The organism is Sphingomonas sp. (assembly GCF_017304615.1).
Taxonomy (GTDB): domain Bacteria; phylum Pseudomonadota; class Alphaproteobacteria; order Sphingomonadales; family Sphingomonadaceae; genus Sphingomonas.
In genome coordinates, this window is the sequence record NZ_JAFKLZ010000002.1 from 885,652 (window position 1) to 911,395 (window position 25,744).

General features: G+C 64.7%; 24 protein-coding genes. 11 read left to right on the forward strand and 13 right to left on the reverse strand.

What is annotated here, in order from left to right; genetic code table 11:
• Window positions 1-116 precede the first annotated feature (116 nt).
• Window positions 117-1,154, forward strand: coding sequence for a CapA family protein (locus J0J06_RS12485; RefSeq protein WP_294042387.1), 1,038 nt, complete (start codon window positions 117-119; stop codon window positions 1,152-1,154).
• 101 nt (window positions 1,155-1,255) lie between these two features.
• Here the strand turns inward: J0J06_RS12485 and J0J06_RS12490 are convergent, their stop codons facing one another.
• From J0J06_RS12490 to J0J06_RS12505, 4 genes are all read right to left on the reverse strand, one after another.
• Window positions 1,256-2,956, reverse strand: a complete 1,701-nt coding sequence (locus J0J06_RS12490) for an alpha-amylase family glycosyl hydrolase (protein WP_294042389.1) — start codon at window positions 2,954-2,956, stop codon at window positions 1,256-1,258.
• 71 nt (window positions 2,957-3,027) lie between these two features.
• Complete coding sequence (locus tag J0J06_RS12495; RefSeq protein WP_294042391.1) at window positions 3,028-4,668, reverse strand: carboxylesterase family protein; 1,641 nt, start codon at window positions 4,666-4,668, stop codon at window positions 3,028-3,030.
• Between the two features lie 165 nt (window positions 4,669-4,833).
• Window positions 4,834-7,062, reverse strand: a complete 2,229-nt coding sequence (locus tag J0J06_RS12500) for a TonB-dependent receptor (RefSeq protein ID WP_294042393.1) — start codon at window positions 7,060-7,062, stop codon at window positions 4,834-4,836.
• 112 nt (window positions 7,063-7,174) lie between these two features.
• Window positions 7,175-8,251 (reverse strand): alpha/beta hydrolase, encoded by a 1,077-nt coding sequence (locus J0J06_RS12505; RefSeq protein WP_294042395.1) that lies wholly within the window; start codon window positions 8,249-8,251, stop codon window positions 7,175-7,177.
• Between the two features lie 159 nt (window positions 8,252-8,410).
• On the opposite strand from J0J06_RS12505, the gene J0J06_RS12510 reads away from it, so the two are divergent.
• Both J0J06_RS12510 and J0J06_RS12515 read left to right on the forward strand, forming a co-directional pair.
• Window positions 8,411-9,520: an alpha/beta hydrolase fold domain-containing protein gene (locus J0J06_RS12510; RefSeq protein WP_294042397.1), complete on the forward strand. Its 1,110-nt coding sequence runs from the start codon at window positions 8,411-8,413 to the stop codon at window positions 9,518-9,520.
• 19 nt (window positions 9,521-9,539) lie between these two features.
• On the forward strand, window positions 9,540-10,451 hold the full coding sequence (locus J0J06_RS12515) for an alpha/beta hydrolase-fold protein (protein WP_294042399.1): 912 nt from the start codon (window positions 9,540-9,542) through the stop codon (window positions 10,449-10,451).
• Here the strand turns inward: J0J06_RS12515 and J0J06_RS12520 are convergent.
• From J0J06_RS12520 to J0J06_RS12530, 3 genes are all read right to left on the reverse strand, one after another.
• Window positions 10,448-11,773 (reverse strand): MFS transporter, encoded by a 1,326-nt coding sequence (locus J0J06_RS12520; protein ID WP_294042401.1) that lies wholly within the window; start codon window positions 11,771-11,773, stop codon window positions 10,448-10,450. The genes J0J06_RS12515 and J0J06_RS12520 overlap by 4 nt on opposite strands.
• Window positions 11,770-12,525 (reverse strand): alpha/beta hydrolase, encoded by a 756-nt coding sequence (locus J0J06_RS12525; protein WP_294042403.1) that lies wholly within the window; start codon window positions 12,523-12,525, stop codon window positions 11,770-11,772. Before J0J06_RS12525 ends, J0J06_RS12520 begins: the two co-directional genes overlap by 4 nt.
• Window positions 12,526-12,824: 299 nt before the next feature.
• Window positions 12,825-13,883: an alpha/beta hydrolase gene (locus J0J06_RS12530; protein WP_294042405.1), complete on the reverse strand. Its 1,059-nt coding sequence runs from the start codon at window positions 13,881-13,883 to the stop codon at window positions 12,825-12,827.
• Window positions 13,884-14,095: 212 nt separating this feature from the next.
• Here J0J06_RS12530 and J0J06_RS12535 point away from each other — a divergent pair, with 212 nt between their 5' ends.
• Window positions 14,096-15,082 (forward strand): substrate-binding domain-containing protein, encoded by a 987-nt coding sequence (locus tag J0J06_RS12535; RefSeq protein ID WP_294042407.1) that lies wholly within the window; start codon window positions 14,096-14,098, stop codon window positions 15,080-15,082.
• 161 nt (window positions 15,083-15,243) lie between these two features.
• Here the strand turns inward: J0J06_RS12535 and J0J06_RS12540 are convergent, their stop codons facing one another.
• The gene (locus J0J06_RS12540) at window positions 15,244-15,849 is read right to left on the reverse strand and encodes a hypothetical protein (RefSeq protein WP_294042409.1); all 606 of its coding nucleotides are present in this window, start codon (window positions 15,847-15,849) and stop codon (window positions 15,244-15,246) included.
• Between the two features lie 114 nt (window positions 15,850-15,963).
• Between J0J06_RS12540 and J0J06_RS12545 the strand changes: the two genes are divergently transcribed.
• Both J0J06_RS12545 and J0J06_RS12550 read left to right on the forward strand, forming a co-directional pair.
• Window positions 15,964-16,626 carry a response regulator transcription factor gene (locus J0J06_RS12545; RefSeq protein ID WP_294042410.1) on the forward strand — a complete coding sequence of 221 codons (663 nt, stop codon included), beginning with the start codon at window positions 15,964-15,966 and terminating at the stop codon, window positions 16,624-16,626.
• Window positions 16,627-16,663: 37 nt separating this feature from the next.
• Window positions 16,664-17,974, forward strand: a complete 1,311-nt coding sequence (locus tag J0J06_RS12550; protein WP_294042412.1) for a HAMP domain-containing sensor histidine kinase — start codon at window positions 16,664-16,666, stop codon at window positions 17,972-17,974.
• A 126-nt stretch (window positions 17,975-18,100) separates the two neighbouring features.
• Here the strand turns inward: J0J06_RS12550 and J0J06_RS12555 are convergent, their stop codons facing one another.
• Window positions 18,101-18,751 (reverse strand): amidohydrolase family protein, encoded by a 651-nt coding sequence (locus J0J06_RS12555; protein ID WP_366931222.1) that lies wholly within the window; start codon window positions 18,749-18,751, stop codon window positions 18,101-18,103.
• Between the two features lie 18 nt (window positions 18,752-18,769).
• Here J0J06_RS12555 and J0J06_RS12560 point away from each other — a divergent pair, with 18 nt between their 5' ends.
• Both J0J06_RS12560 and J0J06_RS12565 read left to right on the forward strand, forming a co-directional pair.
• Complete coding sequence (locus tag J0J06_RS12560) at window positions 18,770-18,988, forward strand: carboxymuconolactone decarboxylase family protein (RefSeq protein ID WP_294042415.1); 219 nt, start codon at window positions 18,770-18,772, stop codon at window positions 18,986-18,988.
• A gap of 53 nt (window positions 18,989-19,041) precedes the next feature.
• Window positions 19,042-19,785 carry an IclR family transcriptional regulator gene (locus tag J0J06_RS12565; RefSeq protein ID WP_294042417.1) on the forward strand — a complete coding sequence of 248 codons (744 nt, stop codon included), beginning with the start codon at window positions 19,042-19,044 and terminating at the stop codon, window positions 19,783-19,785.
• A 31-nt stretch (window positions 19,786-19,816) separates the two neighbouring features.
• Here J0J06_RS12565 and J0J06_RS12570 read toward each other — a convergent pair whose 3' ends face one another.
• Together J0J06_RS12570 and J0J06_RS12575 are read right to left on the reverse strand one after the other, a co-directional pair.
• A complete protein-coding gene (locus J0J06_RS12570; RefSeq protein ID WP_294042526.1) occupies window positions 19,817-21,214 on the reverse strand; it encodes an aminomethyl transferase family protein in 1,398 nt (465 codons plus the stop codon).
• Window positions 21,180-21,980, reverse strand: a complete 801-nt coding sequence (locus J0J06_RS12575) for an alpha/beta fold hydrolase (protein WP_366931223.1) — start codon at window positions 21,978-21,980, stop codon at window positions 21,180-21,182. The genes J0J06_RS12570 and J0J06_RS12575 overlap by 35 nt, the downstream gene beginning before the upstream one ends.
• A gap of 49 nt (window positions 21,981-22,029) precedes the next feature.
• Between J0J06_RS12575 and J0J06_RS12580 the strand changes: the two genes are divergently transcribed.
• Genes J0J06_RS12580 through J0J06_RS12590 form a run of 3 tightly spaced genes read left to right on the forward strand, consistent with a single transcriptional unit; the run spans window position 22,030 to window position 24,472 of the window.
• Window positions 22,030-22,935 carry a methylenetetrahydrofolate reductase gene (locus tag J0J06_RS12580; protein ID WP_294042419.1) on the forward strand — a complete coding sequence of 302 codons (906 nt, stop codon included), beginning with the start codon at window positions 22,030-22,032 and terminating at the stop codon, window positions 22,933-22,935.
• Window positions 22,932-23,783 (forward strand): formyltetrahydrofolate deformylase, encoded by an 852-nt coding sequence (purU, locus tag J0J06_RS12585; protein WP_294042421.1) that lies wholly within the window; start codon window positions 22,932-22,934, stop codon window positions 23,781-23,783. Before J0J06_RS12580 ends, purU begins: the two co-directional genes overlap by 4 nt.
• 5 nt (window positions 23,784-23,788) lie before the next feature.
• Window positions 23,789-24,472, forward strand: a complete 684-nt coding sequence (locus tag J0J06_RS12590; RefSeq protein ID WP_294042423.1) for a dihydroneopterin aldolase — start codon at window positions 23,789-23,791, stop codon at window positions 24,470-24,472.
• Here J0J06_RS12590 and J0J06_RS12595 read toward each other — a convergent pair.
• Window positions 24,469-25,185, reverse strand: a complete 717-nt coding sequence (locus J0J06_RS12595; RefSeq protein ID WP_294042424.1) for an IS6 family transposase — start codon at window positions 25,183-25,185, stop codon at window positions 24,469-24,471. The two genes, J0J06_RS12590 and J0J06_RS12595, sit on opposite strands and share 4 nt — an antisense overlap.
• Before the next feature lie 181 nt (window positions 25,186-25,366).
• Window positions 25,367-25,744, reverse strand: a 378-nt coding sequence (locus tag J0J06_RS12600; RefSeq protein WP_294042426.1) for a DDE-type integrase/transposase/recombinase, incomplete at its 5' end; no start/stop codon positions are given.

The window sequence follows — 25,744 nt, forward strand, 5'->3', positions numbered from 1 at the left end:
AAGTTGGACCCAAGCGAAAGCTGATGGCCGAACTTCATCGGAGCATACCAATTTCGTTATGATATTGCCCACCACCAATGCCGGGCGATTATGACATCGAACGGAGGGAAAGAACGATGATGCGGCCTCATCCGCACCGGCGCGCGATGCTTGGCGCGATCGCAGCCGCTGCCGCGACGCCGGCCGCACTGGCACGAGGGCGGACGTACCAACGCGTAGTGCTGCTCGGCCAGTCACTCATCCAACGGGACGTCTGTTTGGCGGGATGGCCGGGTATGGCGGCGATTGCCGGGCAATTGCGCCGGGCCGACGTTGTGTTCACCGACCTTGAAACGGCGATCGACGTGCCCGGCGCAGGCGCGCCGACGCGGACTGGCGAAGTGCTGCATGCCGCGCCACCGGTGGTGATCGATTGCCTGAAGGCGCTCGGCGTAACGATGGTCACCACTGCCAACAACCATGCATGGGATCTCGGCGCCGACGGCATCCGCGCGGCGATCGCCGAGCTCGACCGGCGCGGAATCACACATGCCGGCAGCGGAGGCGACCTCGCCACGGCTGCGGCTGAGGCAGTGCAATCCACGCCTCATGGCCGGGTCGCGCTCGTGGCGGCCGCGGCCGGAGCGATCCGGGACGGGGCGGCGGCAATGCCCGGCCGTCCTGGCGTAAACGAGCTTCGCCGCCGCGGCGACGGGACGCTGGAACCCGCCGATGTCAGCCGGGTGTTGCTGGCGATCCGCGCGGCTCGCCGGTCGGGCGCCACCGTCCTGATGTGTCTGCACAATCATTATTGGGAGCCGCGCCCCTCTGACACTCCGGCATGGCAGCGTGACTTTGCGCGGGCTTGCGTCGATGCCGGTGCGGCGGCCTTTGTCGGCCATGGCCCGCCGATGATGCAGCCTTACGAACTGTATCGTGGCGCGCCACTGTTCCACGGGCTGGGCAACTTTATTTTTCAGACGCGGAAGATTGACGGCAGCTATGGCCGGGAGACGTGGCGGTCGCTGATCGTCGATGCCCGGTTCGCGAACGGCCTGTTCGTCGATGCACGCCTGATCCCAATCTTGCTCGACCCCGCCAAGGACGGGGAGTTTTCGCGCGGCCTGCCCGCGATCGACGCGGGGAAAATCGTCGATCTACGTGGCGAGAGCTGAACCCGACGCTGAGGTGTGGCCGTCCTCGCGGCACAATTTGCGTGGTGGTCGATCTTCTACCCTTAAAGAGCGGTCAACTTGCTATGAGCGCGCCCGTCATATCAGTCAAAAACCAGCCAGAAAATTTCATGGGGTTCCAGACTCATTGCGCCGGCTGGAAACTGACGGCCGGACAGCACGTCTCTGCACGTCCTGTCATGCTTCGCGGGACGTTGAAACGACTGAACTGTCGGCGACAAATTACACGCGCAAAGTAGAACCTGCCCCTTACCACGGACGAAACCCAAGACGGCGTCATTCGCCAAGTCCAGAGGTTCGGCGGGGCCGGGCGTGATCAAGTCATTGAGCTTGAGTGCAGCCTCGGCATAGCCACGAAGGGCGCGATGCGCCTCCCCAGCGGATGTCCGGCCGGCTTCGTTCGCGTCCATGCGATGCCAGTCCATTTGTGGCCGCTGGAGCCAGCGACCTTCATCCCGCCGCGCCGGATCCGATGTGTAATCCTGGTCGTTTTCAAGCGCGATCTCGTCCCCCATGTAGATCATGGGCCATCCGTCGAGCGCGAATATGACGCCGTAAAGCGCGCGTAGCCGGGCGAGTGCGAGATCCTGGTCGACGTCCGCCCGGCCCAGGCCGACCAACGATGCGGCCATGCCATTGGTCGATGGCACACCGCCCGGCGCGGTCTGGAATCGCCGCCCCGCCGAAAAGCCGCCGCCGTCGTAGAAGGCGGACCAGCGCGCCAGATCGTCGGGCGATGCATAGTCGGCCAGCGCGTTCCAGATCAGGTCGTCGTGACACCGCACATAGTTCAGCCACGCCCCTCGATCGGGGCGCTTGGCGGCTGCGGTCAGCATCGTTCGAATGATGCCGGCATCCTGGTCGGCCAACCCCGCCCACAACGCCGTCATCACGCCGTTGTTATAGGCAAGATCGCAGCCGACTGTGCTGTCATTCCCGAAAAATGGGATCACGTCGGCCGGATTTTCGATGGCTTCGGTCAGCAGGACGACGCTGGGCGCCGCGATGTCCAACGCCGCGCGAAAGGCGGCAACAATGGTGTAAGCCTCTGGTTGGTTGCGACACGTCGTACCCAGGCGCTTCCAGAGAAATGGTGCACTATCCAAGCGAAAGCCCTGCGCACCCTTGTTCGCCAGGAACAGCAAGACGTCGAGCATTTCGTAGAAGACGTCGGGATTGGCGTAATTGAGGTCCCATTGAAACGGATAGAAGGTCGTCCACACCCATCCGTCCATCTGGGCATCGTACGTGAAGGACCCCGGCGCAGTGTCGGGAAAAACGTCGATCAGCGTAGCGCTGTATGCGTCCACGGCCTCTGATCCGAGCACGTGATAATAAGCACGGTATTTCGGGTCGCCGCGGCGCGCGCGTTCGGCCCAGTCATGCTCGCGGGCGGTGTGATTGCAGACGATGTCCAGCATCAGTCCCATGCCGCGCGCCCGCATTTCGGCCGCCAGCCGCTCCAGCGTCGCGATGTCGCCGAGCGCTGGCTCGACCGCGCGATAGTTCGCCACGGCGAAGCCGCCGTCGCTGTCACCCGGCCGCGTTTCGAGCAGGGGCAGCGGGTGTAGCCAGCGAACCCCCAGTCCATCCAGATAATCGAGTTTGCCGATCACGCCCTCGAGCGTGCCGGCGAAGCGGTCAACATAAAAAGTGTAAACCGTCTCCCCGGACTGCGAGACCCAGCCAGGTTGGGCGCGGCGGGCACGATCGATCGCCTTCAACTCAGGGCTTCGCGCGGCAGCAGCGTCGTCAAGGAGCGCGCAGACGCGATCGAACAGCACCGGCGCGGCGTCGCGATAGATCAGTTCAAGTTGCTTCGCCAGCGAGCGGCGGGCGCCATCGGCGTCAACGGTCATGCGATGGCCGCGCGTTCGGCTGCGTCAGGATCGAAAGCCACGCTGGGCCTGTCGTCGAAGATCATCGTCGGCGTATGGCCTTCTCCGACCGGGCGCCAGTCGGGCAGGCCGGCATGGTTCGGATCGCCGGTTCTGGCAAAGGCGAGCAGGGCGTCCATCATTCGCCGGCTGAGCGCCATGGCGCGCGCTCCACCGCCGGTCATACTCGCACAGCGATCGGTGTTGCCGAACATGAAGGGAATATCGAGGCAATGGAACGCGCGGGGCCGCGCGTCGAGCACCGGGGTCTGCCAGGTAAACCAGTAAAGATACGCCGCGGCCGTGCTATGCCGCGCCTTGGCCTGCGCTTGTGCTACGGCGCTTTGACGGATCGGCGCAGTGGCGATGCGCGACCATAAATCGAAGCGGGATGCCTGGGGGGTACGGCGGCGAAACGCGGCAATCACGGCGCTCGATCGGCCGGGGAGGAAAGACTCGACCGCCGCCAACAGGTCGTCCTCGCGCATCGTTTCGCGTTCCGGATGATTGATCCCGGTCACGAACTCGTTGAGCGTACTGCCGATCATCATCGGCACGTCGGCTGACAGATCGGGCAGATCCGGCGCCTCGGGCGAGGCTAGCACCGTCGTGCCGTCGATCACCGGCGCGAAACCGAGCATATCGCCGAGCCTTCTGACGTCCAGGAACGCGCCAGGCTGCGGATTGGCCCGCGCAAGCACGGCCTCGCTCGCTCGGCGCAGTTCGGCATACGGCATTGCCCGGAGCCGATCGATCGTGTCCGGCGTGACCTTGAGTTCGGCCAACAGCAGATCCGACAGGCGCCTCGCCTTTTCCGGTGTGGCGCATCGGGCGAGGGAACCGCTCATCACCACGGCGCGGTGGAATAGACCACGAGCGGCTGGCATGCCCATCAGCGTGCTGACTTTGGCCCCGCCACCCGACTGGCCGAATATCAATACCTGCGTCGGGTCGCCGCCGAACCGTGCGATATTGTCGCGAACCCAGCGCAGCGCGGCGACGATGTCGAGCATGCCGACATTGCCCGATTGCGCGTATGCAGCTCCACAACGCGATAGGTCGAGGAACCCCAGCAGGTTGAGCCGGTGATTGAGCGTCACCACCACCGCATCACCGTGCGCGGCGAGCGCATGACCATCGAATGCCGGCAGATCGTGGCCCGACCCGGCGGCAAAGCCGCCGCCGTGCAGCCACACCAGCACGGGACGTTGCCGTCCGTCATCGATCCCCGGGGTCCAGACGTTGATGCGCAGGCAGTCTTCGCCTTCGACGCTGTCGTTCCATTGGAAGATGAACGCTTCTTCGTCGTTGAGCCGGCCGGTTCCCTTGTCTTGCGGGCAGACCGGTCCGAACGCGCGGGCGCTGCGCACGCCCGTCCATGGCGTCGGCGGCTGGGGCGGCCGAAAGCGGTTGGGGCCACCGGTATCCGCGCCGTAGGGGACGCCCTTGAAGATGAAAATGCCGTCCTGGCGGTAGCCGGCGACCTTGCCCGCCGTCGTCGATGCGATCGCCGTTTCCGCTCCAGCGGTCAGCGTGTCGCGCTGTCGGCCTGAAGGCAGCCCGGCGCCGTTCGAAACCGTCGACGCTAAGGCTGGGGAAGCCGCGGCTGATGCGGCCATCCCGGCGGCGGCCGTTTTTAGCCATGTTCGCCGGTCGATGCCGTCCGTCGTCGGCGCTGCGCCCGATCCGCTTACCATGGGCGTACCCCTTACTCTATCGCGCATGCCAGTGCCTTCGCGGTCGACGGCGCCCCCGGTCCAGCCGAGGACACCGTCGACCACAATTCACTTGGAATTGAGACGCAGCGTAATGCCGATCGTCCGGGGGCGCGGTCCGGCGAGCAAGGTCGGGCCGTTCGCCGCCGTCGGCCCGCGATAATCGGACAGATTATCGGCGAACAGCCGGATCTCGTAACGATCGATCCGCACGCCGGCGCTCATATTATAGAGCTGGTAGGGGTTGAGCGTATTGACCGTTGCGTCACCATTGCGTGCACGCCCGATCGCCGTCACCGATGCGGTCGCGAAGAAATCGTAGTTGCCGAACCGATGATCGTAGGACGCGTCGCCGCGCCAGTTGAACGGCGGGGTATTGAGCAAGCGTTGACCGTTGCCGATCCGGGGATTGGCCGCGCCGAACGCGGGCAGAACTTTGGTGAACTTGGAATCGTTGACGTTGCCGACCACCGACAGGACCAGGCCCTTGGCCGGCGTCCGCCACGTCGCCTCGACGTCGACGCCGCGCGAGCGCCCGTCGCCCAGATTGGCGAACGCCGCCAACCCGATCGACGTGTTAAACGCGCTTTGGATGTTGGTGTACTGGATGTCGTAAAGGCTGACCGCCAGACGCAGCGCACCATCGAACAACGTGCCCTTGGTGCCGATTTCCAGGTTACGCAATTTGTCCGGCGTCAGCGAAATCGCGCTGGGTACGCCATCGGCGATCACCGCGTCGGCCTGCGCCTTCGACTGCAGGATGCCGCTGCGGAAGCCCGTGCCGGCGTTGAAGAAGATCAGCCAGTCCTTGCTCGGATAATAAGCCAGATTGGCGCGCCACGTCAGCGCGTCGGGGTTGGCGTTGCTGAGCACGTGGGAGCCGTTCGACAGCGAATCCGATTTCCGGGTGTCGTTGAAATAACGCAACCCGACCAGCGGGACGAGCTTGCCCCCGAACAGTTCGTAGCTGACTTCCGAAAAGACCGCGACGTTCTCGGTCTTGGTGATGGTGTTGCCGCTGAGCTTCAGCGCCGGGAAATTGATGTCGAACGTGTAGAGGCCCTTGGCGTTCTGATAGAATACGCCTGCGACGCCGTGGAACGGACCCGTGCCGGAGGTCGCCACGCGGAATTCGTTCACGAAGTTCTGCGCGTTACCGCCATTGTTGAGCACGCCGATCCCGAGCGGCGCACCGAGGTTCAGGCCGACCTGAAAGCCGCCCGGCAGCGACTTCTGATAGGATGTCGCGTTGGTCACCGTGAACTTGCCGACGTCGCGAGTAATCGTGCCGGAGAAATATTCGGCACGCCGGCGGTCATAGCCAACAACGCTGCCTTGATACGCGGCATAGGGCGGATTCACCGAATTGATGACGTTGAGATAATTCTGATCGGTGCTGAAATACCACCCGCGCAGCCGGACGGTGGTCAACGCATCGGGCTTCCACAGGAGCACGGCCTGAATATCCTTGGCGATGACGTTGTTGGCGTCCTTTTCGCGGGGCGTCCCGGTCGGCGCGCCGGCATAGATGTCGGCGGTGCCCGCGCGATAATCGTAACCACCGCTGATCCGCAGTGCGAGCTTGTCGGTTACCAGCGGGATGGAGAGCGCGGCGGCACCGCGATAGTTCAGCTTGCTGGCGTCGCGTGTCGTCGAGACCTCGGCTTCGCCTGCAACGGTAATCGATTGCAGATCGGGGTTCTTGGTGTGGTAGATGATGGTGCCTGCCGCGGAACCCTGGCCGTAAAGCGTTCCCTGCGGACCGCGCAGCACTTCCACCCGATCGAGATCGAAATAGTTGATCGGCGGCGCGCTCTGGTTGTTGGGCACGCCGAAAGGCGTGTCGTCGAGGTAATAGCCGACCAGGCCGTCGCCGATCGGACCGCCGGCGCCCGAGCCGCGGAAGGAATAGATGCGATACCCGGCGCCGATCTCCTGCGCTTGCGACGCGCCCGGAATGAGTTGGATCAAGTCGGCGCCATCGCGGATGTTGCGCTCCTTCAACGTCGCGCCGGAAAATGCCTGGATCGCCGAAGGCACGCGGTTGAGCTTCTCTGCGCCGGTCTTCGACGCGGTCACGACGATGTCGTCGTCGTAAGCGGTCGTCGTCTGTGGTGCTGCGTCCGGGTTGGCCGTGGTCGCCTGCTGCGCGATGGCCGGGAAGGCGGTCATGGCGACGATAGCGGCGGCAATCGATGCGCCATGACGGATTGCGATGCGCAGTCCGCTCCGTCGGCCTTCTTCATGTTCGTTGTTGCTGACTGCCCGACAGTCGCCCGCGTACAGATGCTTCTGCATAGTTCCTCTCCCCAAAATTCGATCGTTCTGTGCAATCGGTTGCATGCAACTAACACGCGATCCGCGGCTCTGCAAGATGCTGCTAGTTCGCTGTCATCAGCGGTCGGATAACTCAGGATCCCGTGGCGAAGGCGGCGCGAAGCGCGCTCTTCCAAGTCGACGTGAATTCGGTCGCGGCCCGAGATCGAGGCGCGATGAAATCGAAGCCGTGATACGCGCCCGGCGTCACCAGCAATTGGGTCGGGACGCCGGCCTTCACGAGCCGCGCGGCATAAGCGACGTCCTCGTCCACGAAGAGATCGATCGCGCCGACGCCGATAAATGTCGGGGGCAAGCCTGCAAGGTCTGCGATTCGTGCCGGGACCGCGCCGTAGGGAGCTGTCACGCCGCCGGCCGGGCGGCCCAGGAAACTGCTCCAGCCGAAGCGATTGCCCGCTTCGTTCCAGCCGATCGTGCCGATGAACGGCGGCACGCGCCGGGTGCTGCCGGTGCGGTCGTCGAGCATCGGATAGATCAGAACCTGATAACAGATGGGAAGCGCGCCGCGGTCGCGCGCCGCGATCGCCAGCATCGCCGCCAGGCCGCCGCCGGCGCTTTCGCCCATCACCGCGATCCGCCGCGGATCGACGCCCAGCGCGTCGGCGTTGGCGTGCAGCCATGCCAGCGCGGCGTAGCAATCGTCCACCGGACCCGGAAACGGTGTTTCTGGCGAAAGGCGATAATCGACTTCGACCACCACGCAGTCGAGTTCCGCGGCAAGGCGCTGGGAGGCGACGATCGTGTCGGCCACCCGACCCAGGATCATGCCGCCGCCATGGATATGGAGGACAGCCGGGCGGCGGGCCTTGTCCGATCGAGCGCCGATCACCACCACCGGAACGGGCGGGGCGTTGCGCATGCCCGGAACGACGCGCCGCTCGACGCTCGCGGCCGGTGCCGGGAGCGGCGCGGGTGGGGGCGGCGCGTTTTGCCGGAGGGTGCGGACCGCCGCCGGCGTGAGCGGAGAGGGCAAGGGGCGAGCCAGGACCAGCCGGGCGCCGTCGCGTAGCTCGGGATCGACGCGGCGGAGCATCGCGTCCGTTGCTGAAGGAGGGGCGGCGGAAACCGGAGTCTGTGACCTGGCGGCGATCGGCGCCATGACCCCCGCGGTCAGGATTCCGAGCTGGAATGCCCGGCGGTTCATCGTCATCGGCCTCTCCTTTTCTTGCCTCTCCGGCTAGGCCGGGCGGGCGACCTTTTGTAGCAGATAGATGGAAATCCTTGCAAACGATTGCGTGAAGATGCTTAGTGGCGCGAACGGTGCCGCCAGCGACAAGGGCATCGATCGATTGGGATGGGAGAGGATTTCATGAAGAGCGGGGTGTTCAGCCATCTGCGTCTGTTGATGGCGGTAGGATTAGTGGCTCTGGCGCCGCTCGGCGCGCCGCCGCTCACTGCCCAGACGGCCAACATTCCCCCGATCAAGGTTGACGCAAACGGGACCGTCGAGGTTCCGGCAATGACGGTCCCCGTGTCGAGCCTGCTCAGCCCGGAGGCCAAGGCCTATGTCGCCGATCATCTGCGCGAGATGCAGCAACCGTCGCTGTTGCAGCAAAAAGACGGCGTGCCGGTGTTCATGGCGCCCTATCTCGCGCGTCAGAATGCGTTGTTCGCGCACAAGCGCACCGACACCAAGATCGGCGGGGTTCGGGTATTCGATTATGCCCCGACCGCTGGCATCGCCCCGGGCAACCGCAACCGGGTGCTGATCAATCTGCACGGCGGCGGATTCATGGGATGTTTTCCGGGCTGTGCCGAACTCGAATCGATCCCGCTCGCCACGCTCGGCCGGATCAGGGTCGTGTCGGTCGATTATCGCGAGGGTCCCGACCATCGCTTCCCGGCCGCCAGCGAGGATGTCGCCGCGGTCTATCGCGCGCTGCTCAAGCAATACCCGGCCCAGAATATCGGCATTTACGGCTGTTCGGCTGGCGGGATGCTGACTGGCATGGCGACCGCCTGGTTCCAGGTCCACGGCCTGCCCCGCCCAGGTGCGATCGGGATCTTCTGTGCCGGCATGACGATGTCGGGTTTCGGGTTTGGCGGCGACGCCGATTTCGTGACCGCGCCCCTGGGCGAGGCGCGCGCCGCCCCCGCCTGGCCGCCCGCCGACCGCAGCACCGCGACCAAGCTACCCTATTTTGCCGGCACCGATCCCGCCGATCCCCTGGTGTCGCCCGGCTCGTCGGATGCAGTGATGCGCAAGTTTCCGCCGACGCTAATCATCACCGCGACGCGCGGCTTCGAATTCAGCGCGGCGGTCCACACGCACACCCAATTAGTCCGGTTGGGGGTCGATGCGGAACTCCACGTCTGGGAAGGGCTGTTCCACGGCTTTTTCTATAATGCGGACGTTCCCGAATCGCGCGACGCCTACAACGTGATGATCCGCTTCTTCGATCGTAAGCTCGGGCGCTGACCGGCCGGGCGATGCCGTCGTGACCGCAGCACTGCCGAATGCGGCCAGCGGTTTCACGCCGCTGCCGCGACCGGGCAGACGGGGCGCCCTGTTCGTCCATCACCTGGCGGGATCGTATGGTCTGCTGCCACGTGACGTGTTCGTCTGGGTGCCCGACGCGCCCGTGCCCCAAGGCGGCTTTCCCGTGCTCTATCTGCAGGACGGCCAGAACCTGTTCGACGCGCGGCTGGTGCCGTTCGGCACGGCTTGGGAGGCCGATCGCAGCGTCTCGCGGCTCGTCGACGCGGGTGGGATCGTGCCGGTCATGGTCGTCGGGATCGCGAGTACCGCCGAGCGCTTCACCGACTACGCTCCGGCATCGATGATGGCGCAGTTGCCGGCGCCGGCGCGCGCCGCGGTGGAGTTGGCCTGGGGCGGACGCGCGCGGTCGGCCGATTATGCTCGGTTGGTGATCGAGGACGTAAAGCCGCTGATCGACCGGCATTTCCCGACCCGTCCCGATCCGGAAGCGACGTTCGTCGGAGGATCCTCGCTGGGCGCGATGGCCGCGCTGGAAATATTGTCGGCCTATCCGGACCAAGTCGGCGGCGCGCTATGTCTGTCGGCGCATTTCAGTCTGCTGCCCGTGACAGGGACTGAACAGCTCCCCGCAGGCTTCGGTGCCGATGTGACGGCGGCGGCGGCCGGGTTTGCGGCCGATCTGCCGCGCGCCGGACGGCATGTGCTATGGATCGACCGAAGCGCGCTCGGGATCGATCGCTTCTATGGTCCGTCGCACACCGCTGTCGCCGATGTGTTGAAGGCGCGTGGCTTCATCCAGGATGTTGACCTCGTCATGCGCTGCTATCCGGGGGTCGGCCATGACGAGGGTGCGTGGCGCGACCGGCTGGACGATGCGCTGAGCTTTCTTCTTGCATGCCGAACCGGCTAGGCTTGGCCCTCGGCGGGCGGCGGTTCGCGTGTCCACAGCACGCATAGCGCCGCCAGACCCATCAACACGCCGCACAATGTCAGCACGTTACGCGCGTCGCCGCCGAGCCAGCGATCGAAATAGAGCGGCATCGTCGCGGCATTGATCAGCATCGGCACGACGATCATCATGTTGAAGATCCCCATGTAGACACCGGTGCGCTCTGGCGGGATCGCGCCGGACAGGATGATATAGGGATTGCCCATGATGCTGCCCCATCCGATGCCGATGCCGATCGCCGGCAGCAACAACCACGTTGCCTGCGTGATATGCGGGATTGCCAGCATGCCCAGGCCCGCCGCGATCAGGCAACAGCAATGCATCGTCGCCGCGCCCCAGCGGCGCGTCAGCGGCACCATCGCGAGTGCTGCGACGAACGCTACGCCGTTGTAGAACCCGCCCAGCATGCCGTTGTCGAGCACGGCGCGGCGAAACCCTTCGGACAGCGGATTGCTCTCGCCATAGACCGACCGGCTGATCGCGTAGATCACGTAATTCCAATAGGCGAACATCGCATACCATTGGAACAGGCTCATCAGCGCCAGCTTGCGCATCGCCATCGGCATGGTCGCGATCGCGTCCCAGATTTCCCACAACGTCGCGCCGACGGTGCGCGGCTTGGCGGCGATCGCTGCGCGCGTCGGTGCGTCCAGCGGCAATTCGGGCACGCGCACGATCGACCAGACGATCGTCGTGAACGACAGAACCGCACCGATCGTGAACGCCGCGCGCGTGATCACCGGGATGTTATGCGCATCGACCGCGTTGACGCTGAAACCGAGCACGTTGACCATGAACGTCGGCGCCAGATAGGCGAGCATCTGGCCCAGCCCCGTGAACGCGCTTTGCGACAGGAAGCCGAAATGGCGCTGATCGTTCGACAGCCGGTCGCTGACATAGGCGCGATAGGGTTCCATCGTGATGTTGTTGCCGGCGTCGAGTATCCATAGCGTGCAGACCGCGGTCAGGATTGTCGGGCTGAGCGGCATCGCGAACAGCCCGATCGAACACAGCACCGCACCGAACAGGAAATAAGGCGTCCGGCGGCCCCAGCGTGACATGGTGCGGTCGCTCATCGCACCGATCAGGGGTTGGACAAGCAGCCCGGTCAGCGGCCCGGCCAGTTGGAGTAGCGGCAGGCTGGCTTCATTGGCCCCGAGATAGGAATAGATCGGGGCCATGTTGGACTGCTGCAGTCCGAAGCTGAATTGCAGGCCGAGAAACCCGAGATTCATCTCGATGATGCGCAGCAGCGACAGACGCGGCTTTAGGGCAAGAGTCATCGACGCTGCTCCCGGGGCGCGCGCGGCATCAAATGACCGCCGAGCCAAGCATCGAACAAAGCGGGCCACTGCGCATTGGGCGTGCCGGGCATTCCTAGTCCAAAGCCATGGCCGCCGCGTTCGAATAAATGCGCTTCGGCCGGTACCTTGGCGGCGCGCAACGCCGCCAGCATCCTAAAGCTGTTGTCGGGGGGCACGGCCGTGTCGTCGAGCGCATGCACGATGAAGGTCGGCGGCGTCGTGCCGTCGACATGCTGGTCGGGGGAGCGGCGAGTGACGAGTGGGTCATCTGGGGCGGGGCCAAGCAGCGACAACGCGGTCTGCGGATTGGTCAGACCCGCCACCAGCGTAATGACCGGATAGATCAAGCCGGCGGCGATCGGGCGCGCATCCAGCCCGTCGATCGAATCGCGGGCGGCGTAGGTATCCTCGGCAAACCCGGTGGCCAGTGAGGCGGCGAGATGCCCCCCGGCAGAATAACCCAGCACCGCCACCTTCGCCGGATCGATTGTGTAACGCGTCGCCTGCGACCTGATGACGCGCATCGCGCGTTGGGCATCCTGCAAGGGGACGATGCTGCGCCGGCTCCATCCTTCGCCGGGCAAGCGGTGGATCAACACGAAAACGGTATATCCCCGAGCCGTCAGGACCTGCGCCGTATCGCCGCCCTCGTGGGTCCCCACGATGAAGGTGTAGGCGCCGCCGGGGATCAGCAGGATGGCGCAGCCGTTGCTCGCGCGAGGGCGGAACACATGCAGTGTCGGTCTGTCGACGTTGCGGAAAAATCCGGGCGGAGCGTTTGGTGGGACTGGGTGCGACTGGAATCCCGTCTCGGGCGGTTGGTCCCGCCATAGCGGCAGCGTCTCCGCCGCCCGCCAAGCGGGCGAAAGCGGACCTAGGGGATTGGACGCAGGCCCCGGCGGTGCCGCCTCGGCGGCGGCGGATCGCGCCAGCATCAGCCCGACCCCGGCGCCGGCCAGCACCGCGCGTCGGTCAATGGCTCCGGTATCTCCAGCGCGGTCGGAGGATTTGTTCGATGCGGACCGACGCACTATCCGCGCCCCGCAAACGCAGCGCGAAGCGCGCTTTTCCAGGCGGCGGTGAACTCGCGCGCCACGCGGGCCTGCGGCACGACAAAGTCGAACGCGTGGAACGCGCCCGGCGTGACCAGCAATTGGGTCGGCACGTCGGCGGCGATCAAGCGCCGGGCATAGGCGATGTCCTCGTCGGCAAAAAGGTCGATCGCGCCGACCCCGATGAAGCATGGCGTCAGGCCGGTCAGCGCCGCAACGCGCGCGGGCACGGCCCCCGCCGGCGCCCGCGATGCCCCGGCCGGCACGCCAAGAAAGGCGCTCCAGCCGAACACGTTCGCCTCCGGCGACCAGCCGATCGGTTTGGCCCGGCCGGCCGGCATCGGCGTGGTCCCGGTGCGATCGTCGAGCATTGGGTAGAGCAAAATCTGACCGCATAGTGACACCTCGCCGCGGTCGCGCGCGGCGATCGCGACCAACGCGGCGAGCCCGCCGCCGGCACTTTCGCCCATGACGGCGATGCGCGTCCGGTCGACGCCCAACGCCGCGGCGTTGCGATGCAGCCAGACCAGCGCGGCGTAATTGTCCTCGACCGGTCCCGGGAACGGCGTTTCGGGCGCGAGGCGATAATCGACGTTGACGACAACACAATCGAACTCGGCCGCGATCGTCTGGCAGAAGGCGGTCATGTTTTGGGCGCGGCCCGAAATCATCCCGCCGCCGTGGATATGCAGCATGGCGGGGCGGGTTACCCCCGGCTTGGCGCCGATCACCTGGATCGCGACGTCCGGGTCGCCGCGGCGTCCGGGGATGCTTTGCAGCGTGACGGTTGGAGCCGGCGGCGGCAGCGTGGGGGGCGCGACCCATGACGACCGCAGCGCGGGGAGACCCGCGCGTGACAGCGGAGGAAATTTCTGGCCGAGCATTACCTGCGCGGCCGGCCGCAGTTCCGGGTCGACGAGCTTGAGCGGGTCGGTGCCAGGCTCGACCGCTGCCGCCATTTTGGTAGCCTGCGTCAACAGGAGCACGGTGCTGGTGGCGAGGATACCCCGATGCAGGTCGCGCCGCGTCACCGTCATTTCATCTCTCCCAGTCGCAACCGCTCTGCAATCGATTGCGTACGATACTTTCTATCGAGATGTACGGGTCAGCGCAATCGCCGTGATGCCCGATGCGCCGCTGTCGCCGCGGCGCGTCAGGCGCGTTGCACCATCGGGGCGATGAGGTATGACACGGCATGCGACCGCCAAAAGCAAATCTTGTCAGCGGTGTTGCTGGCGCGCCGTTGAAGATGGCAGATATTGCCAAGCTGGCAGGTGTCTCGACCTCGACCGTTTCACGCGCCTTGGCGGAAAGCCAACTCATCCCGGTCGAGACTCGCCGCCAGATCCAGCAGATCGCAATCGAACACGGCTATGTGATCGATCAACGCGGCCAGCGACTTCGATCAAACCGGACACGTACGATATGTGTCGCGATCCCGCTTGGGCACGAAGCCGACCAACTCATCTCCGACCCCTTCTTCCTGCAGTTGTTCGGGCACATCGCCGACGAAGTGTCCGCGCGGAACTATGACGTGTTGCTGTCGCGCATCCCTGCGCCGGCACCAGGCTGGCTCACCCGCCACGTGCAGTCACAAAAGGCGGACGGATATATCGTTGTCGGCCAAAGCAACCAGCACGTCGAGATCAACGCCGCGGCCCGGACGTTCCTGCCGCTGGTGGTGTGGGGCGCGCATCTACCGGAACAGGCCTATTGTTCGGTCGGGTCGGACAATATCGGTGGTGCGCGGGCAGCGGTCGATGCGTTGTTGCAGGCCGGGCGGCGTCGGATCGTATTTCTGGGCGCGGCCGACCTGCCGGAAATCGAAATGCGGCGGCGCGGATACGTCACCGCGCTTGAACGCGCTGGGGTTCCGATCGACGGATCCTTGATCCAGCCCGCCCATTTCACGGGCGATACCGCTTTGGCGGCCGTCCAGAATTTGCTCGCGCGGGGTGTGCTGTTCGATGGCATCTTCGCCGCCTCCGATGTCATCGCTTTGGGAGCGATTCGGGCGCTGCAGACCGCTGGCCTGGAAGTGCCGCAGGATGTCTCGGTTATCGGGTTCGACGACCTCGAACTTGCCGAGCACTCGCACCCGCGATTGACGACGGTGCGTCAGGACTTGGCGCACGGGGCGGCGGCGCTGGTGGAATTTCTGTTCCGGCGCCTGGAAGGCGAGGAAACGCCTTCCGCAACCTTGCCGGTGCGGATTGTCGAGCGGGATTCGGTCTGAGCGACGACGTTGATCGTCGCTGGCTGTGGCAGCGATATTGTCAGACCAACGGGTGTTGTCAGTCTAATGCGAACTGCTCTTCCCAGGATGGAATTCGGTCTTAGAGGGCGGGCGTCTGGCTCGACAGCGATGGCCGCTCAGCTGCCCGCCCTCCAGCCGAGTTATCGGCGCGGCGCAGCCGGCGTCGCGCTGGGCGGGGCCGGCGATGTCGGCGGTGTTACGCCGGTTTGCGGCACGTCAGGGACGACCCCAGGGGTGGCGGGTGCAGGCGGCGGCGGTGTGTCCGTGCCAGGGGGCGGCGGTGGGCCGTCGCGGCCGGGCGGCGGGGGCGGCGGTCCGCCATGGCCGGGTTTCGCACCCGGTCCGGCAGGCGGCGGTGGGCCGACTTCCTCTACGTTGCCGGACCCGTTGACCAGGAATCGCGCCCTCAGCTGGCCGTTGTCGAAGCGTCCCTGGACCAACACCGAAGAGCCAGGTGCGATTCCCAACCTATCGCCGCGTCCGGCGTCGACCATCACGCGGCCGGTCGAGTCCTGCACGATGAAGCGATCCCCATAGACCTCCGCGACGCGACCGCGCACGGTTACGATGCCTTTCGTCGAACTCAGCTTCGCGATCGCCGTCTGCACGGTGGGCGCCATCTCGACGGCTGGCCGCGTCAGCGACATCGCGCCCGCGCCGCCGGCTGCGCCGATGGCGAGCAGTCCGGTCGCCCCAAGAGCCAACCGTTGCTTCGCCGACATATGAAGCCTTCCTATTTTCGTCATGATCATATCTCCTTCCGTGGTTGATCGATGAGCGATGTTTAGACGGCACGCCCAACATGCCGGCTGAACCATGCGGTTCAGTTTGAGTTTAGGCTGGCAGCATAGGAGCCGGGCATGCGCATATTGTTGGTAGAGGACGATAAGGATCTGGGGCCGATCGTCGCGCGAGCGCTGCGCGAGGAGAATTTCGCGGTCGACCTCGTCGCAGGCGGGATCGATGCCGCGCACCTCGGCGATACCGAATTGTATGACGCGGCGGTGCTCGATCTTGGGCTTCCCGGGCTCGACGGCGTTTCGGTGCTCAAGGCATGGCGCGAGGCCGGCAAAGCGGTGCCTGTCCTGGTGCTGACCGCGCGTGATGGCTGGTCCGACAAGGTTGCGGGGTTCAAGGCCGGTGCGGACGACTATCTGGTCAAGCCGGTTCGCGTCGAGGAACTCGTCATGCGTCTGCGGGCACTGGTGCGCCGCGCCGCGGGGCACGCAAATGCCCGGATAGATTGCGGACCCCTTTCGTTCGACAGCCAGACTGGACAATTCGAGCTAGATGGCCTTCCGCTAAAGCTCACCGCGTTCGAATGGCGCGTGCTGTCACAGCTGATGCTGCGCCGCGGCGCCGTGGTCGAACGGCTGGAACTCCTCGAACGCGTCTATGAAGGCGATGCGGACGTCGATTCGAACAGCCTGGAAGTAATCGTCGGCCGGCTGCGCAAGAAGATCGGCGCCAAGATCATCGAGACGGTGCGAGGGCGAGGCTATAGCCTCGCCTATCCAGCCTGAGGCAATGCGAGCAATGCCCCGTTCGTTGCAGGGTCGAATGTTGCTGCTCTCGGGTGTCGCCACGTTGCTCGCGCTGGTGGTGGCGGGCTGGGCGATCGCGGGCGTTCTCGAACGTTTCGTCGTCGAAGGCCTGGACCGCCGCCTTGATGCCGAGCTGTCGCTGCTGGCGAGCAGTGTGGATGCCAATGGGCGCGTCGATCGCAGTCGGCTGGAGCAGCGGATTAGCGCCTTCGAGCAGGGGCCGGGCTGGCGATGGCGGGTCGTGGGACCCGTCGGCACGATCGGCTCGGCCGACTTCCCTGCTTTGGACTTGGGACCGCCCCGACCGCCACACGCGCCGGAAGGGCGGCGGCCTGAGAATGGCGGCAAGCGGATCGGCGCGCTGGAAGGGAGCGAGACAGACGGCTCGCGTGTCCACGCGAGACAAGTGACGATCCGTAGCGCGCGCGGCGATGTGACGTTGATCGCTGCGGCGCCCCGCGAGATCCTGACTCGTCCGATCCGTGCCGCGCTGGCCCCATTGCTGACTGCCCTGGCTATGCTGGCCGCGCTGTTTGCAGCGGCAACACTCGTCCAGTTGCGACTAGGGTTGCGACCGGTGCGGCGCATGCGAGATCAGGTTGCGGCGTTGCGCAGCGGCCGGCAAACGACGATCGACGAGGATCAGCCGTCCGAACTGCGCCCGCTTGCCGTCGAGCTCAATGCGCTCGCGCGCGACAATGAGGCCGCGCTGGGCGCCGCCCGCCAGTCTGCCGCCAATCTTGCACACGCGCTCAAGACTCCCGTCGCGACCCTTGCGCTCGACCTGCGTGACGATCCTGAACGCGCGGCGCAGGTCGCCAGGATCGATGCCACCATCCGCCATCATCTGGCCCGCGCTCGCGCGTCCGCGGCCAATCTTCGTACGAAGACGCTGGTCGCGCCTGCGGTCGGCGGCGTTGTCACCGCGGTCAGCCGCATCCATGCGGAACGCGCGCTTTCGTTCGATGTCGAGCTTGCGCCCGAGCTGGCGGTCGCGGTCGACCCGCATGACCTCGACGAGGTGATCGGGAATCTCGTCAACAACGCTGCCCGCTATGCACAGTCGCGCGTCCGCATCACCGGCGCGATGGATCCTGCCGATCGCCGCCAAGTCGCGATCACCGTTGCCGACGATGGTCCTGGCGTCCCGGCCAACCTTCGCATGAGTATGCCGCACCCCGGACTCCGGTTGGACGAGGCGGGCGACGGGCACGGGTTCGGGTTGTCGATCGTCGCCGAACTGACGAACCTCTATGGCGGATCGCTCACGCTCGACGAAGCGATCGAGAGCGGTCTGGCCGCCCGTGTCACCCTGCCTGTGGCCTAAGCAAACGATCGGGAATTGGTGTGCGAGGAGACCCCATTCCGCCAGTGCGGCCGAGCGGCCTTCCCTGCATGTCTGTCGATGGACGGGGTGGCGCTTGATAAGTGACTGTTCTTCCCCCGGCTATTTTTACACGCGGATAAGCCCGACAAGGCCGGCGGCATTGCCGCCCAATATGGCCGCTTGATCCGCCTCCCTCAGTCTCGCGTGAAAACCGACCGGGTCGGGTTCGGCCATGTCGAAGGGGTAGTCACTCCCCAGGCACAGTTTGTCGGCACCGTGGGTGCGCACGAGGCTGTCGAGCTGGTCCTGATCGAATACCAACGTATCGAGCCACAGTTTGCGGAGATAGGTAGAGGGTTCATGCCGGCAATGTTCGGAGCAATCGGCGCGGGCGCGCCAGCCATGGTCCATTCCGCCCCAATAGCCCGGCGTGTAACCCCCGCCATGGGCGACGCAGATCCGCAATCCGGGAAAATTGTCCAGCACCCCACCGAAAATGAGGTGGCCGATGGCCAGCGTGGATTCGAGCGGATTGCCGATCAGGTTGTTGAAATAATATTCGCTCATCCGCTGCGCATGGGAAAACCCCAGCGGGTGGAGAAACAACAGGATGCCGAGCTCTTCTGCAGCAGCGAAAAAGGGCCGGAACTCTTCGGCGTGCAAATCCTTGCCGTTCACGTTCGAATTGATTTCGATGCCGCGAAGGTCGAGATCATGCACGCAGCGCAGCATCTCGGCGATCGCCATCTCGACATTCTGTAATGGAGCGGTCCCCATGCCGACGAGCCGGTCGGGATGCTGCGCAACCGCGAGATTGTCTGTATCTCGATCCTAATCGCGGTCGGCGCACACGGTGTCGCGAAGCATTTCAAATATGCTCACAAGATCGGCATCACCGACGAAGAGCTGAAAGAGATCATCATCCAGACGATCCCGTATGCCGGCCTGCCCAAGGCGCTGAGCGCGATGGCGTTGTTACGGCGTATCCAGAGCGGCGCCGAACTCCAGCTGTAGCGCGCGCACCGACGCCATAGCCTTGTGGCACGGGGTTGCGTAGGATCGCGGCCATGGTCGAGACGGCAACTTCCCCGGTCAAGTCGGCGATGCGGACGCTCGACATCATCGAATATGTCGTCGCGCGCGACCGAGCGGTGGTGGCGCAGGAAATCGCCGCGGCGCTCGCCATTCCCGTCAGCAGTCTTTCTTATCTGCTCAACACGCTGGTCGAGCGCGACTTCCTGGTCCGGGATGGGCGGCGTTATGTCGCTGGGCCAGGCCTCGAGCGGTTGCAGGCGCGGACGCACAATTTCTCGATCGCCGAACGTGCGGCGCCGCTCGTGCGGTCGTTGCGGCTACAGATCAACGAAACGGTTTCCTTCTTCGTCCGGCGCGGGTGGGAAATGGAAGCGATCGTGACGGAGAGCAGCGATCACGCACTGCGCTATGCCGTCCAGATCGGTAGCTTGACCCCGCTCTATTGCTATTCCGCAGGCAAGGCGCTGCTCGCGTCGATGCCGGAAGCCGAATTTGCGCGTTACCTGGCGGAAAGCGACCGGCCGGCGGTGACGCCTGCGACGATCACGGACGCGCAAGCGCTGTCCGAAGACATCGCCGAGATTCGACGGACCGGAATCGCCTATACGCGCGGTGAGAGCACCCCGGGGATTACGGCGCTCGGTCGCGCAGTAGTCGTCGATGGCGAGGCGGTCGGCGCGTTCGCCATCGCTATCCCAAGCGTCCGCTTCGACCATGACCTTGAACAGCGTGCGGTCGAACTCCTTATGACCACCAGCGCATTGCTGGCGCGTTGAGCGGCGTTTCCTCGCCACTCAGCGCTTCCAGTCAGAGAGATTGCCGCGTCCGCCACCCTTCGGCGTAGCTGTCGCGAGCCACCTCAGAGTAGGGCACGGGAGCGACGACGGCCTTGATCTCGGTCTGGACATGACGCTCGACCGTGGGTTTGCGCGTGCCGCCATCGGGCTCACCCCATAACAGGGTCACTTCGGTGCCGGGCGCGGCAACCGCTTCATCGACCATCGCGAGCGTGAGCATCCGGCCCTCATTGGCGGTGTAGGCGATCCACGTCGACAGCCCGACCAACTCGCCGTCCTTCAGCACTTGGTCATAGGGGTGCATCGAATACACCGCAGACGGCATTTCCATATATTTCGCGCGGTCTTCCTTGCCGTATTGCGACGACAGCACCCGCATCAGGTCGGCATTGTCGAGCGCCAGCGTCACCTTCTTGCGATGCGGCTTGCTGGCGAGCTGTTCGAGCGCTTCGCGGCCGATAAAGTCGTGGTCGAACTTGATGATCGGCCCATAACCCAGATCCCACGGCGTCAGGTAATAGCCCTCGATCGAGTCGGGAACGTAGCTGCCGCCGATCGACGCCTTGGCCTCATAGCTGTTCGCCGAAAGCCACTCGCGGAACGCGCGCGTGCCCTCGCCGGTATAGGTTGCGGGCAACGGGGAGGGAATCCAGCCCGACTCAATCGTGTTCGACGAATAGGTCCGCCCGCCGACCAGCGTCAGGCCATGGTCTTTCCCCGCGTCGATCAGCGCGTTGCGGATCGTGTCGTAATCGGCCCAGGGACCGAACAGCTCATACCCCGGCTGACCCGCCATACCGTGGCGCAGCGCACGCACCTCGCGCCCGGCGATCTGGATGCGCGCCATATGAAAGAATTTGAGGTCGGGCGGCGTCGCGCCCATCGCTTGTTCCAGCACCGCCATGGCGTTCGGGCCCTGGAGCTGGAAACGATAGGAGCGCCGGTTTTCCGGGTCGGGCCGCACCGCCGTCCGCTCGTCGCGCGACACGCTGACGTTCCATTCGCCGGTCTGCGCGTGATATTCGACCCATTCGATCACTGGCGCGCGACCGACCAGATTGAACTTCTGATCGTCCAGATAGAACAGGATGACGTCGCCGATCACGTAGCCATCGGGCGTGACCGGAACGAATTGCTTCGCCCGATCCGGCACGAAGTTCTTGAAACTGTTGATGCCCAGATGATTCAGCATCGCGAAGGCATCTGGCCCCTCGACCGCCAGATCGACCATGTGGAACGACTGGTTGAACAATACCGCCTTGTTCATCCAGGCCATCTGTTCGTCGCGCCAGTTCGAATATTCGCCGGGAACCCCGGGGTAGACGTTGGGTCCGGACTGCTGATTGCGCAGCAGTTCGACGATGTTGCCGCTGTTATCGAGCAGCTGCTGTAGATTGGAAGCCGTCATCATTCTCTCCTTGGGACCGGGGTTCTTCATGGATCGGGGTCTCCAGCCATCGGGCGATGGCGGCATTGAGCGCGTCGGGCGCCTCCGCGGGCAGCATGTGGCCGGCACAATCGACGACCACCAGATCGGCGTCAGCGACGGCTGTGGCGATCGCACGGTGCTGGTCAGGTGGGCTCCAGCGATCCTCGCTGCCGCAAGCGACCAATGTCGGGCAGGCGATAGCGGGCAGCAGGCTCTCGACTTCCGGTCGGGCAAGTAACGCGGCGATCTGCGCTTCAAATCTTGCAAGGCCGGCATCGATGCACATCGCACGCAATCGCTGCATGAGCGACGGGTCGGCAAGATTGGCAGGTGCGACCATTGGCGGCAGCCAGGAATCGACCAACGCCTCCATTCCGCTTGCGCGGCCAAGGTCGCGCAGAGCGAATCGAGCTTCGGCTTCATGGTCGCGCGGCAGGTGGACCCCGGTGCTGACCAGCGCCAGTCGATCGACTCGCTCCGGCGCTTGCCGGACGACTTCCAGGGCAACCCGCGCGCCCAGGGAGTGACCTAACAGCGCGAAACGCCGGGGCGCGGCGTCGAGTACCCTGCGCGCCATCGCCTGAATACTGGCGCAAAGACCGTAATCGGCCACCATGGAGTCCGGAAACGCGGCAAGCTGGTCAGCAAAGATCCGACGATCGCAGATCAGACCCGGCAGCAGGATCAATGGCACGACGCTTTCCGAAAACTTCCCAAGCATGAAAATTCGTGTATGCGAAAACAATCTGACCCGCTAGGACTAATGTCGGGTGGAGAGGGATGAGGCGAAACAGATGACGACGGTCCCCGTAATCCATCCAAACTGGTCGCGTCCCCCGCGCGACATGACCGACGGCTATTCGCTCGAAATGACGGCGCGCGATCGCGCAGCGCTCTTGGAGGCGGCCCCGCACATCGCGCCCGAAACGCCGATCGCCGTCACCTTCCTGCCGCAGGAATCGATCGATGCCCGGATTGCGGCAGCGGTGACGGCGCGACAGCTTGGCTTCGAGCCGATGCCGCATCTGTCAGCGCGTCGCATCGCGTCGCACGCCGAACTCGACCAGACCGTCGCCCGCTGCGTCGCCGAAGCGGGCGTGACTCGGATGTTTCTCGTCGCGGGCGACCCGCCGGTCCCGGCTGGTCCTTTTCCCGACACACTGTCTCTGCTCGCGACCGGGCTGTTCGAACGCCATGGCATCCGCGCGATCGGCATCGCCGGCCATCCCGAAAGTCACCCGGCGATGGACGAGGCGACGCGTTGGGCGGCGCTCGAGGCCAAGCGCGACGATTTGACTCGCCGCGGGATCGCGACGCTGATCGTCACGCAGTTCGGCTTCGATGCGGCGCCCGTCCTCGACTGGCTGCGGCGGCTGCGCGATCGGGGGATCGACGCTCCGGTCCGGCTCGGGGTTGCGGGGCCTGCGGGTATCAAGACGCTGTTACGCTATGCCGCGCATTGCGGCGTCGGCGCGTCGGCCGCGGTGATGGCCCGCTATGGCGTCTCGCTAGGGCATTTGCTGGGAACGGCGGGCCCCGACCGTCTGGTGAACGCGCTCGGCAGCGGCCTGACGCCAGCGCACGGGGCGGTCCGGTTGCATTTCTACCCGTTCGGCGGGCTCGGCCGCACTGTCGATTGGATCAACGATTATGCAGCCCGCAAGGATAGTCGCGCGCGCCGGATCGGGGCAGAGCGATGACCGCGACTTATATCCTGCGCCTTTCGTGTGACGACCGGCCCGGCCTTGTCGCCAGCGTGGCCGACCTGTTGGCCAACAATGGCGGCAATATCGTCGATGCCCAGCAATTCAACGATCGGCAGACCAACCGCTTTTTCATGCGGGTCGCCTTCGACATCGACACGACCGGAATCGACTCGGTTCGCGCCGGGGTGGCCGCCTTGGCAGAGGTGATCGATGCCGAATGGACCCTGCGCAATGCGGCCGAGCGCAAGCGCGTGCTGATGATGGTGTCCAAGTTCGATCATTGCCTCGGTGACTTGCTGTATCGGCGCCGGATCGGCGAACTGCCGATGGATGTGGTCGGCATCGTTTCCAATCATCCGCGCGACGTGCTGCACACTACGATGATCGGCGAAATTCCGTACCATCACTTGCCGGTGACGCCGCAGACCAAGGCGGCGCAGGAAGCGGCGTTGAAGCGGATCGTGGCGGACAGCGGCGCGGAACTGGTGGTGCTCGCCCGTTACATGCAAATCCTGTCGGACGACCTCGCCGCATTCCTGTCCGGCCGATGCATCAACATCCACCACAGTTTCCTGCCGGGCTTCAAGGGCGCCAAGCCGTATCACCAGGCGCATGATCGGGGGGTCAAGATGATCGGCGCGACGGCGCATTACGTCACGGGCGATCTCGACGAAGGGCCGATCATCGCACAGGATGTCGAGCCGATCAGTCACGCCGATACGGCGGACGACCTGGTACGCAAGGGCCGTGACATCGAACGCCGCGTGCTCGCTGCGGCCGTCGCGTGCCACATCCAGGATCGCGTATTCCTCAACGGCAATCGCACCGTCGTGTTTCGGTAGTGGGCATGGCAAACACGCAGACCGCCACCACCGTCATCGTCCGCGACTTGTCGATCGACGCGATGATCGGCGTCGACGCCGACGAACAGGGACGGTCGAGACCGCTGATCGTCACCGTGACGGCAAACGTGGACATGGCGCCGGCGCCCGCGGTGCTGGCCGATACGCTCGATCATTGCGCGATCGTGGCGGCCGCGCGCGACCTGGCGTCGCGTCCGATCGGGCTGATCGAGGACTTTGCCCGTCTCTTGGCGGAGCGTTGCCTCGAACTGGGTCCCGTCCGGTGCGTAACGGTCGACATCGCCAAGCCCGGTGCGATCACGGGAGGCATGGCCGCGACCAGTGTCACGGTCGAACGCGTCTCCGGGACCCGTGTCGTGCCCTTTCCCCGCGCCGCGCGCGGCGGTCTTCAACAACTTCGTTTCCGCTTCGAACCCGACATAAATCCTGACGCGCAGCGCAAATTGTCCTGGCTCCTGAACGAACTCGCCGGATCGATCTACGGAGTCGATCTCAGCGCTTTGACATACGACCCCGGCGCTGCCGAATGGACCGCGAGCGTGACCTTGGGAGACCGCCGTGCGCCGCGCCTGACGGCAATCGTCGAAGATTGCTCCCCGCGGTGCTGTCAGACTAAAGCGAGCTCCTCTCTCCACGATGGAGTCCGGTCTTTGAAGGCAGGGGTCTAGCTGGCGAGCGCCTGCCACTCGGCCAATGCGGCCGAGCGGCGTTCCTTGAAAGTCTGACGGTCGATGAGATGGCGTTCGTGGTTGAAGTGATTGTGTACGTTGGCGTGGACCGAGGCGAACTTTTGTAACGTCTTCATTCGCCGGAATCTGACCATTGCACGCTCTCGTCGTCGGAACGGCAGGTGGCTGTTCTCGGCCCGGTTGTTGAGCCATTTGCCCATTTCACGGCACTCGAGATTCCCCAGATCGCGCATCGCGGCAGGGTAGGATCGAAGGACGTCGGTGACGATGGCATCAACCTGGCCATGGCGCTTCAGCGCCTTCTTCATGAAAGCGAGGGCGGCGGATTTGTCGCGCTTTTTCGTGACATAGCTCTCGAGAATCTCGCCTTCGTGATCGACCGCGCGCCATAGGTAAACCATCTCGCCATTCAGTTTGACGTACATTTCATCGAGATGCCATTTCCACTGGCGGAAGCCGCGCATCCGGCTGACTCGCCGGCGCCGGATCTCGCTTGCGAACATCGGCCCGAACCTGTTCCACCAATGGCGTACAGTCTCGTGGCAAATGTCGATGCCGCGTTCGAAGAGCAGATCCTCGACGTTCCGCAGCGACAGCGGAAACCGCACATACATCATCACGACCAGGCGGATCAGCTCGGGCGATGAATGGAAATACCGGAATGGGCTTTGCGGTTTGCGGGGACGGGTCATCAAGCCGGCCTACCCGTCAGCCACTAACGACCGGTGCATTTGGTCTGACAAAGCCGACCGAACCTGTTCCACCACATCCGCACCGTCTCATGGCAAATGTCGATGCCCCGCTCGAACAGCAGATCCTCCACGTTGCGCAACGACAGGGGAAACCGGACATACATCATAACCACCAGGCGGATTACTTCCGGCGACGAGTTGAAGTAGCGGAACGGGCTTGATGGTTTGTGGCGCCGAGACATGTGCGCCGCGCTAACTGGCATCTTCTAACGATAGGTGCATTTGCTCTGACAGTGCCTTTCAGCGCCTTCCTCATAAAGCGCAGCGCGGCTTCCTTGTCCCGGGTCTTGGTCATGTAGCTTTCGAGGATCTCGCCCTCGTGGTCGACGGCGCGCCAGAGATAGACCATTTCGCCGTTGAGCTTCACGTACATCTCGTCGAGGTGCCATCGCCAATGGCGAAAGCCGCGCATGCGACTGACCCGCTGACGGCGAATGTCGCTGGCGAACATCGGCCCTAACCTGTTCCACCAATGGCGTACAGTCTCGTGGCAAATGTC

What these genes read in the sequence shown, in the direction of transcription:
- J0J06_RS12595 (WP_294042424.1), bottom strand. Translation starts at nt 25,185, where the DNA reads ATGACCCGTCCCCGCAAACCGCAAAGCCCATTCCGGTATTTCCATTCA.
- J0J06_RS12555 (WP_366931222.1), bottom strand. Translation starts at nt 18,751, where the DNA reads ATGGGGACCGCTCCATTACAGAATGTCGAGATGGCGATCGCCGAGATG.
- J0J06_RS12560 (WP_294042415.1), top strand. Translation starts at nt 18,770, where the DNA reads ATGCTGCGCAACCGCGAGATTGTCTGTATCTCGATCCTAATCGCGGTC.
- J0J06_RS12505 (WP_294042395.1), bottom strand. Translation starts at nt 8,251, where the DNA reads ATGACGATGAACCGCCGGGCATTCCAGCTCGGAATCCTGACCGCGGGG.
- J0J06_RS12485 (WP_294042387.1), top strand. Translation starts at nt 117, where the DNA reads ATGATGCGGCCTCATCCGCACCGGCGCGCGATGCTTGGCGCGATCGCA.
- J0J06_RS12495 (WP_294042391.1), bottom strand. Translation starts at nt 4,668, where the DNA reads ATGGCCGCATCAGCCGCGGCTTCCCCAGCCTTAGCGTCGACGGTTTCG.
- J0J06_RS12500 (WP_294042393.1), bottom strand. Translation starts at nt 7,062, where the DNA reads ATGCAGAAGCATCTGTACGCGGGCGACTGTCGGGCAGTCAGCAACAAC.
- J0J06_RS12530 (WP_294042405.1), bottom strand. Translation starts at nt 13,883, where the DNA reads ATGACGGTGACGCGGCGCGACCTGCATCGGGGTATCCTCGCCACCAGC.
- J0J06_RS12510 (WP_294042397.1), top strand. Translation starts at nt 8,411, where the DNA reads ATGAAGAGCGGGGTGTTCAGCCATCTGCGTCTGTTGATGGCGGTAGGA.
- J0J06_RS12520 (WP_294042401.1), bottom strand. Translation starts at nt 11,773, where the DNA reads ATGACTCTTGCCCTAAAGCCGCGTCTGTCGCTGCTGCGCATCATCGAG.
- J0J06_RS12590 (WP_294042423.1), top strand. Translation starts at nt 23,789, where the DNA reads ATGGCAAACACGCAGACCGCCACCACCGTCATCGTCCGCGACTTGTCG.
- J0J06_RS12535 (WP_294042407.1), top strand. Translation starts at nt 14,096, where the DNA reads ATGGCAGATATTGCCAAGCTGGCAGGTGTCTCGACCTCGACCGTTTCA.
- J0J06_RS12545 (WP_294042410.1), top strand. Translation starts at nt 15,964, where the DNA reads ATGCGCATATTGTTGGTAGAGGACGATAAGGATCTGGGGCCGATCGTC.
- J0J06_RS12550 (WP_294042412.1), top strand. Translation starts at nt 16,664, where the DNA reads ATGTTGCTGCTCTCGGGTGTCGCCACGTTGCTCGCGCTGGTGGTGGCG.
- J0J06_RS12570 (WP_294042526.1), bottom strand. Translation starts at nt 21,214, where the DNA reads ATGACGGCTTCCAATCTACAGCAGCTGCTCGATAACAGCGGCAACATC.
- J0J06_RS12540 (WP_294042409.1), bottom strand. Translation starts at nt 15,849, where the DNA reads ATGACGAAAATAGGAAGGCTTCATATGTCGGCGAAGCAACGGTTGGCT.
- J0J06_RS12580 (WP_294042419.1), top strand. Translation starts at nt 22,030, where the DNA reads ATGACGACGGTCCCCGTAATCCATCCAAACTGGTCGCGTCCCCCGCGC.
- purU (WP_294042421.1), top strand. Translation starts at nt 22,932, where the DNA reads ATGACCGCGACTTATATCCTGCGCCTTTCGTGTGACGACCGGCCCGGC.
- J0J06_RS12565 (WP_294042417.1), top strand. Translation starts at nt 19,042, where the DNA reads ATGGTCGAGACGGCAACTTCCCCGGTCAAGTCGGCGATGCGGACGCTC.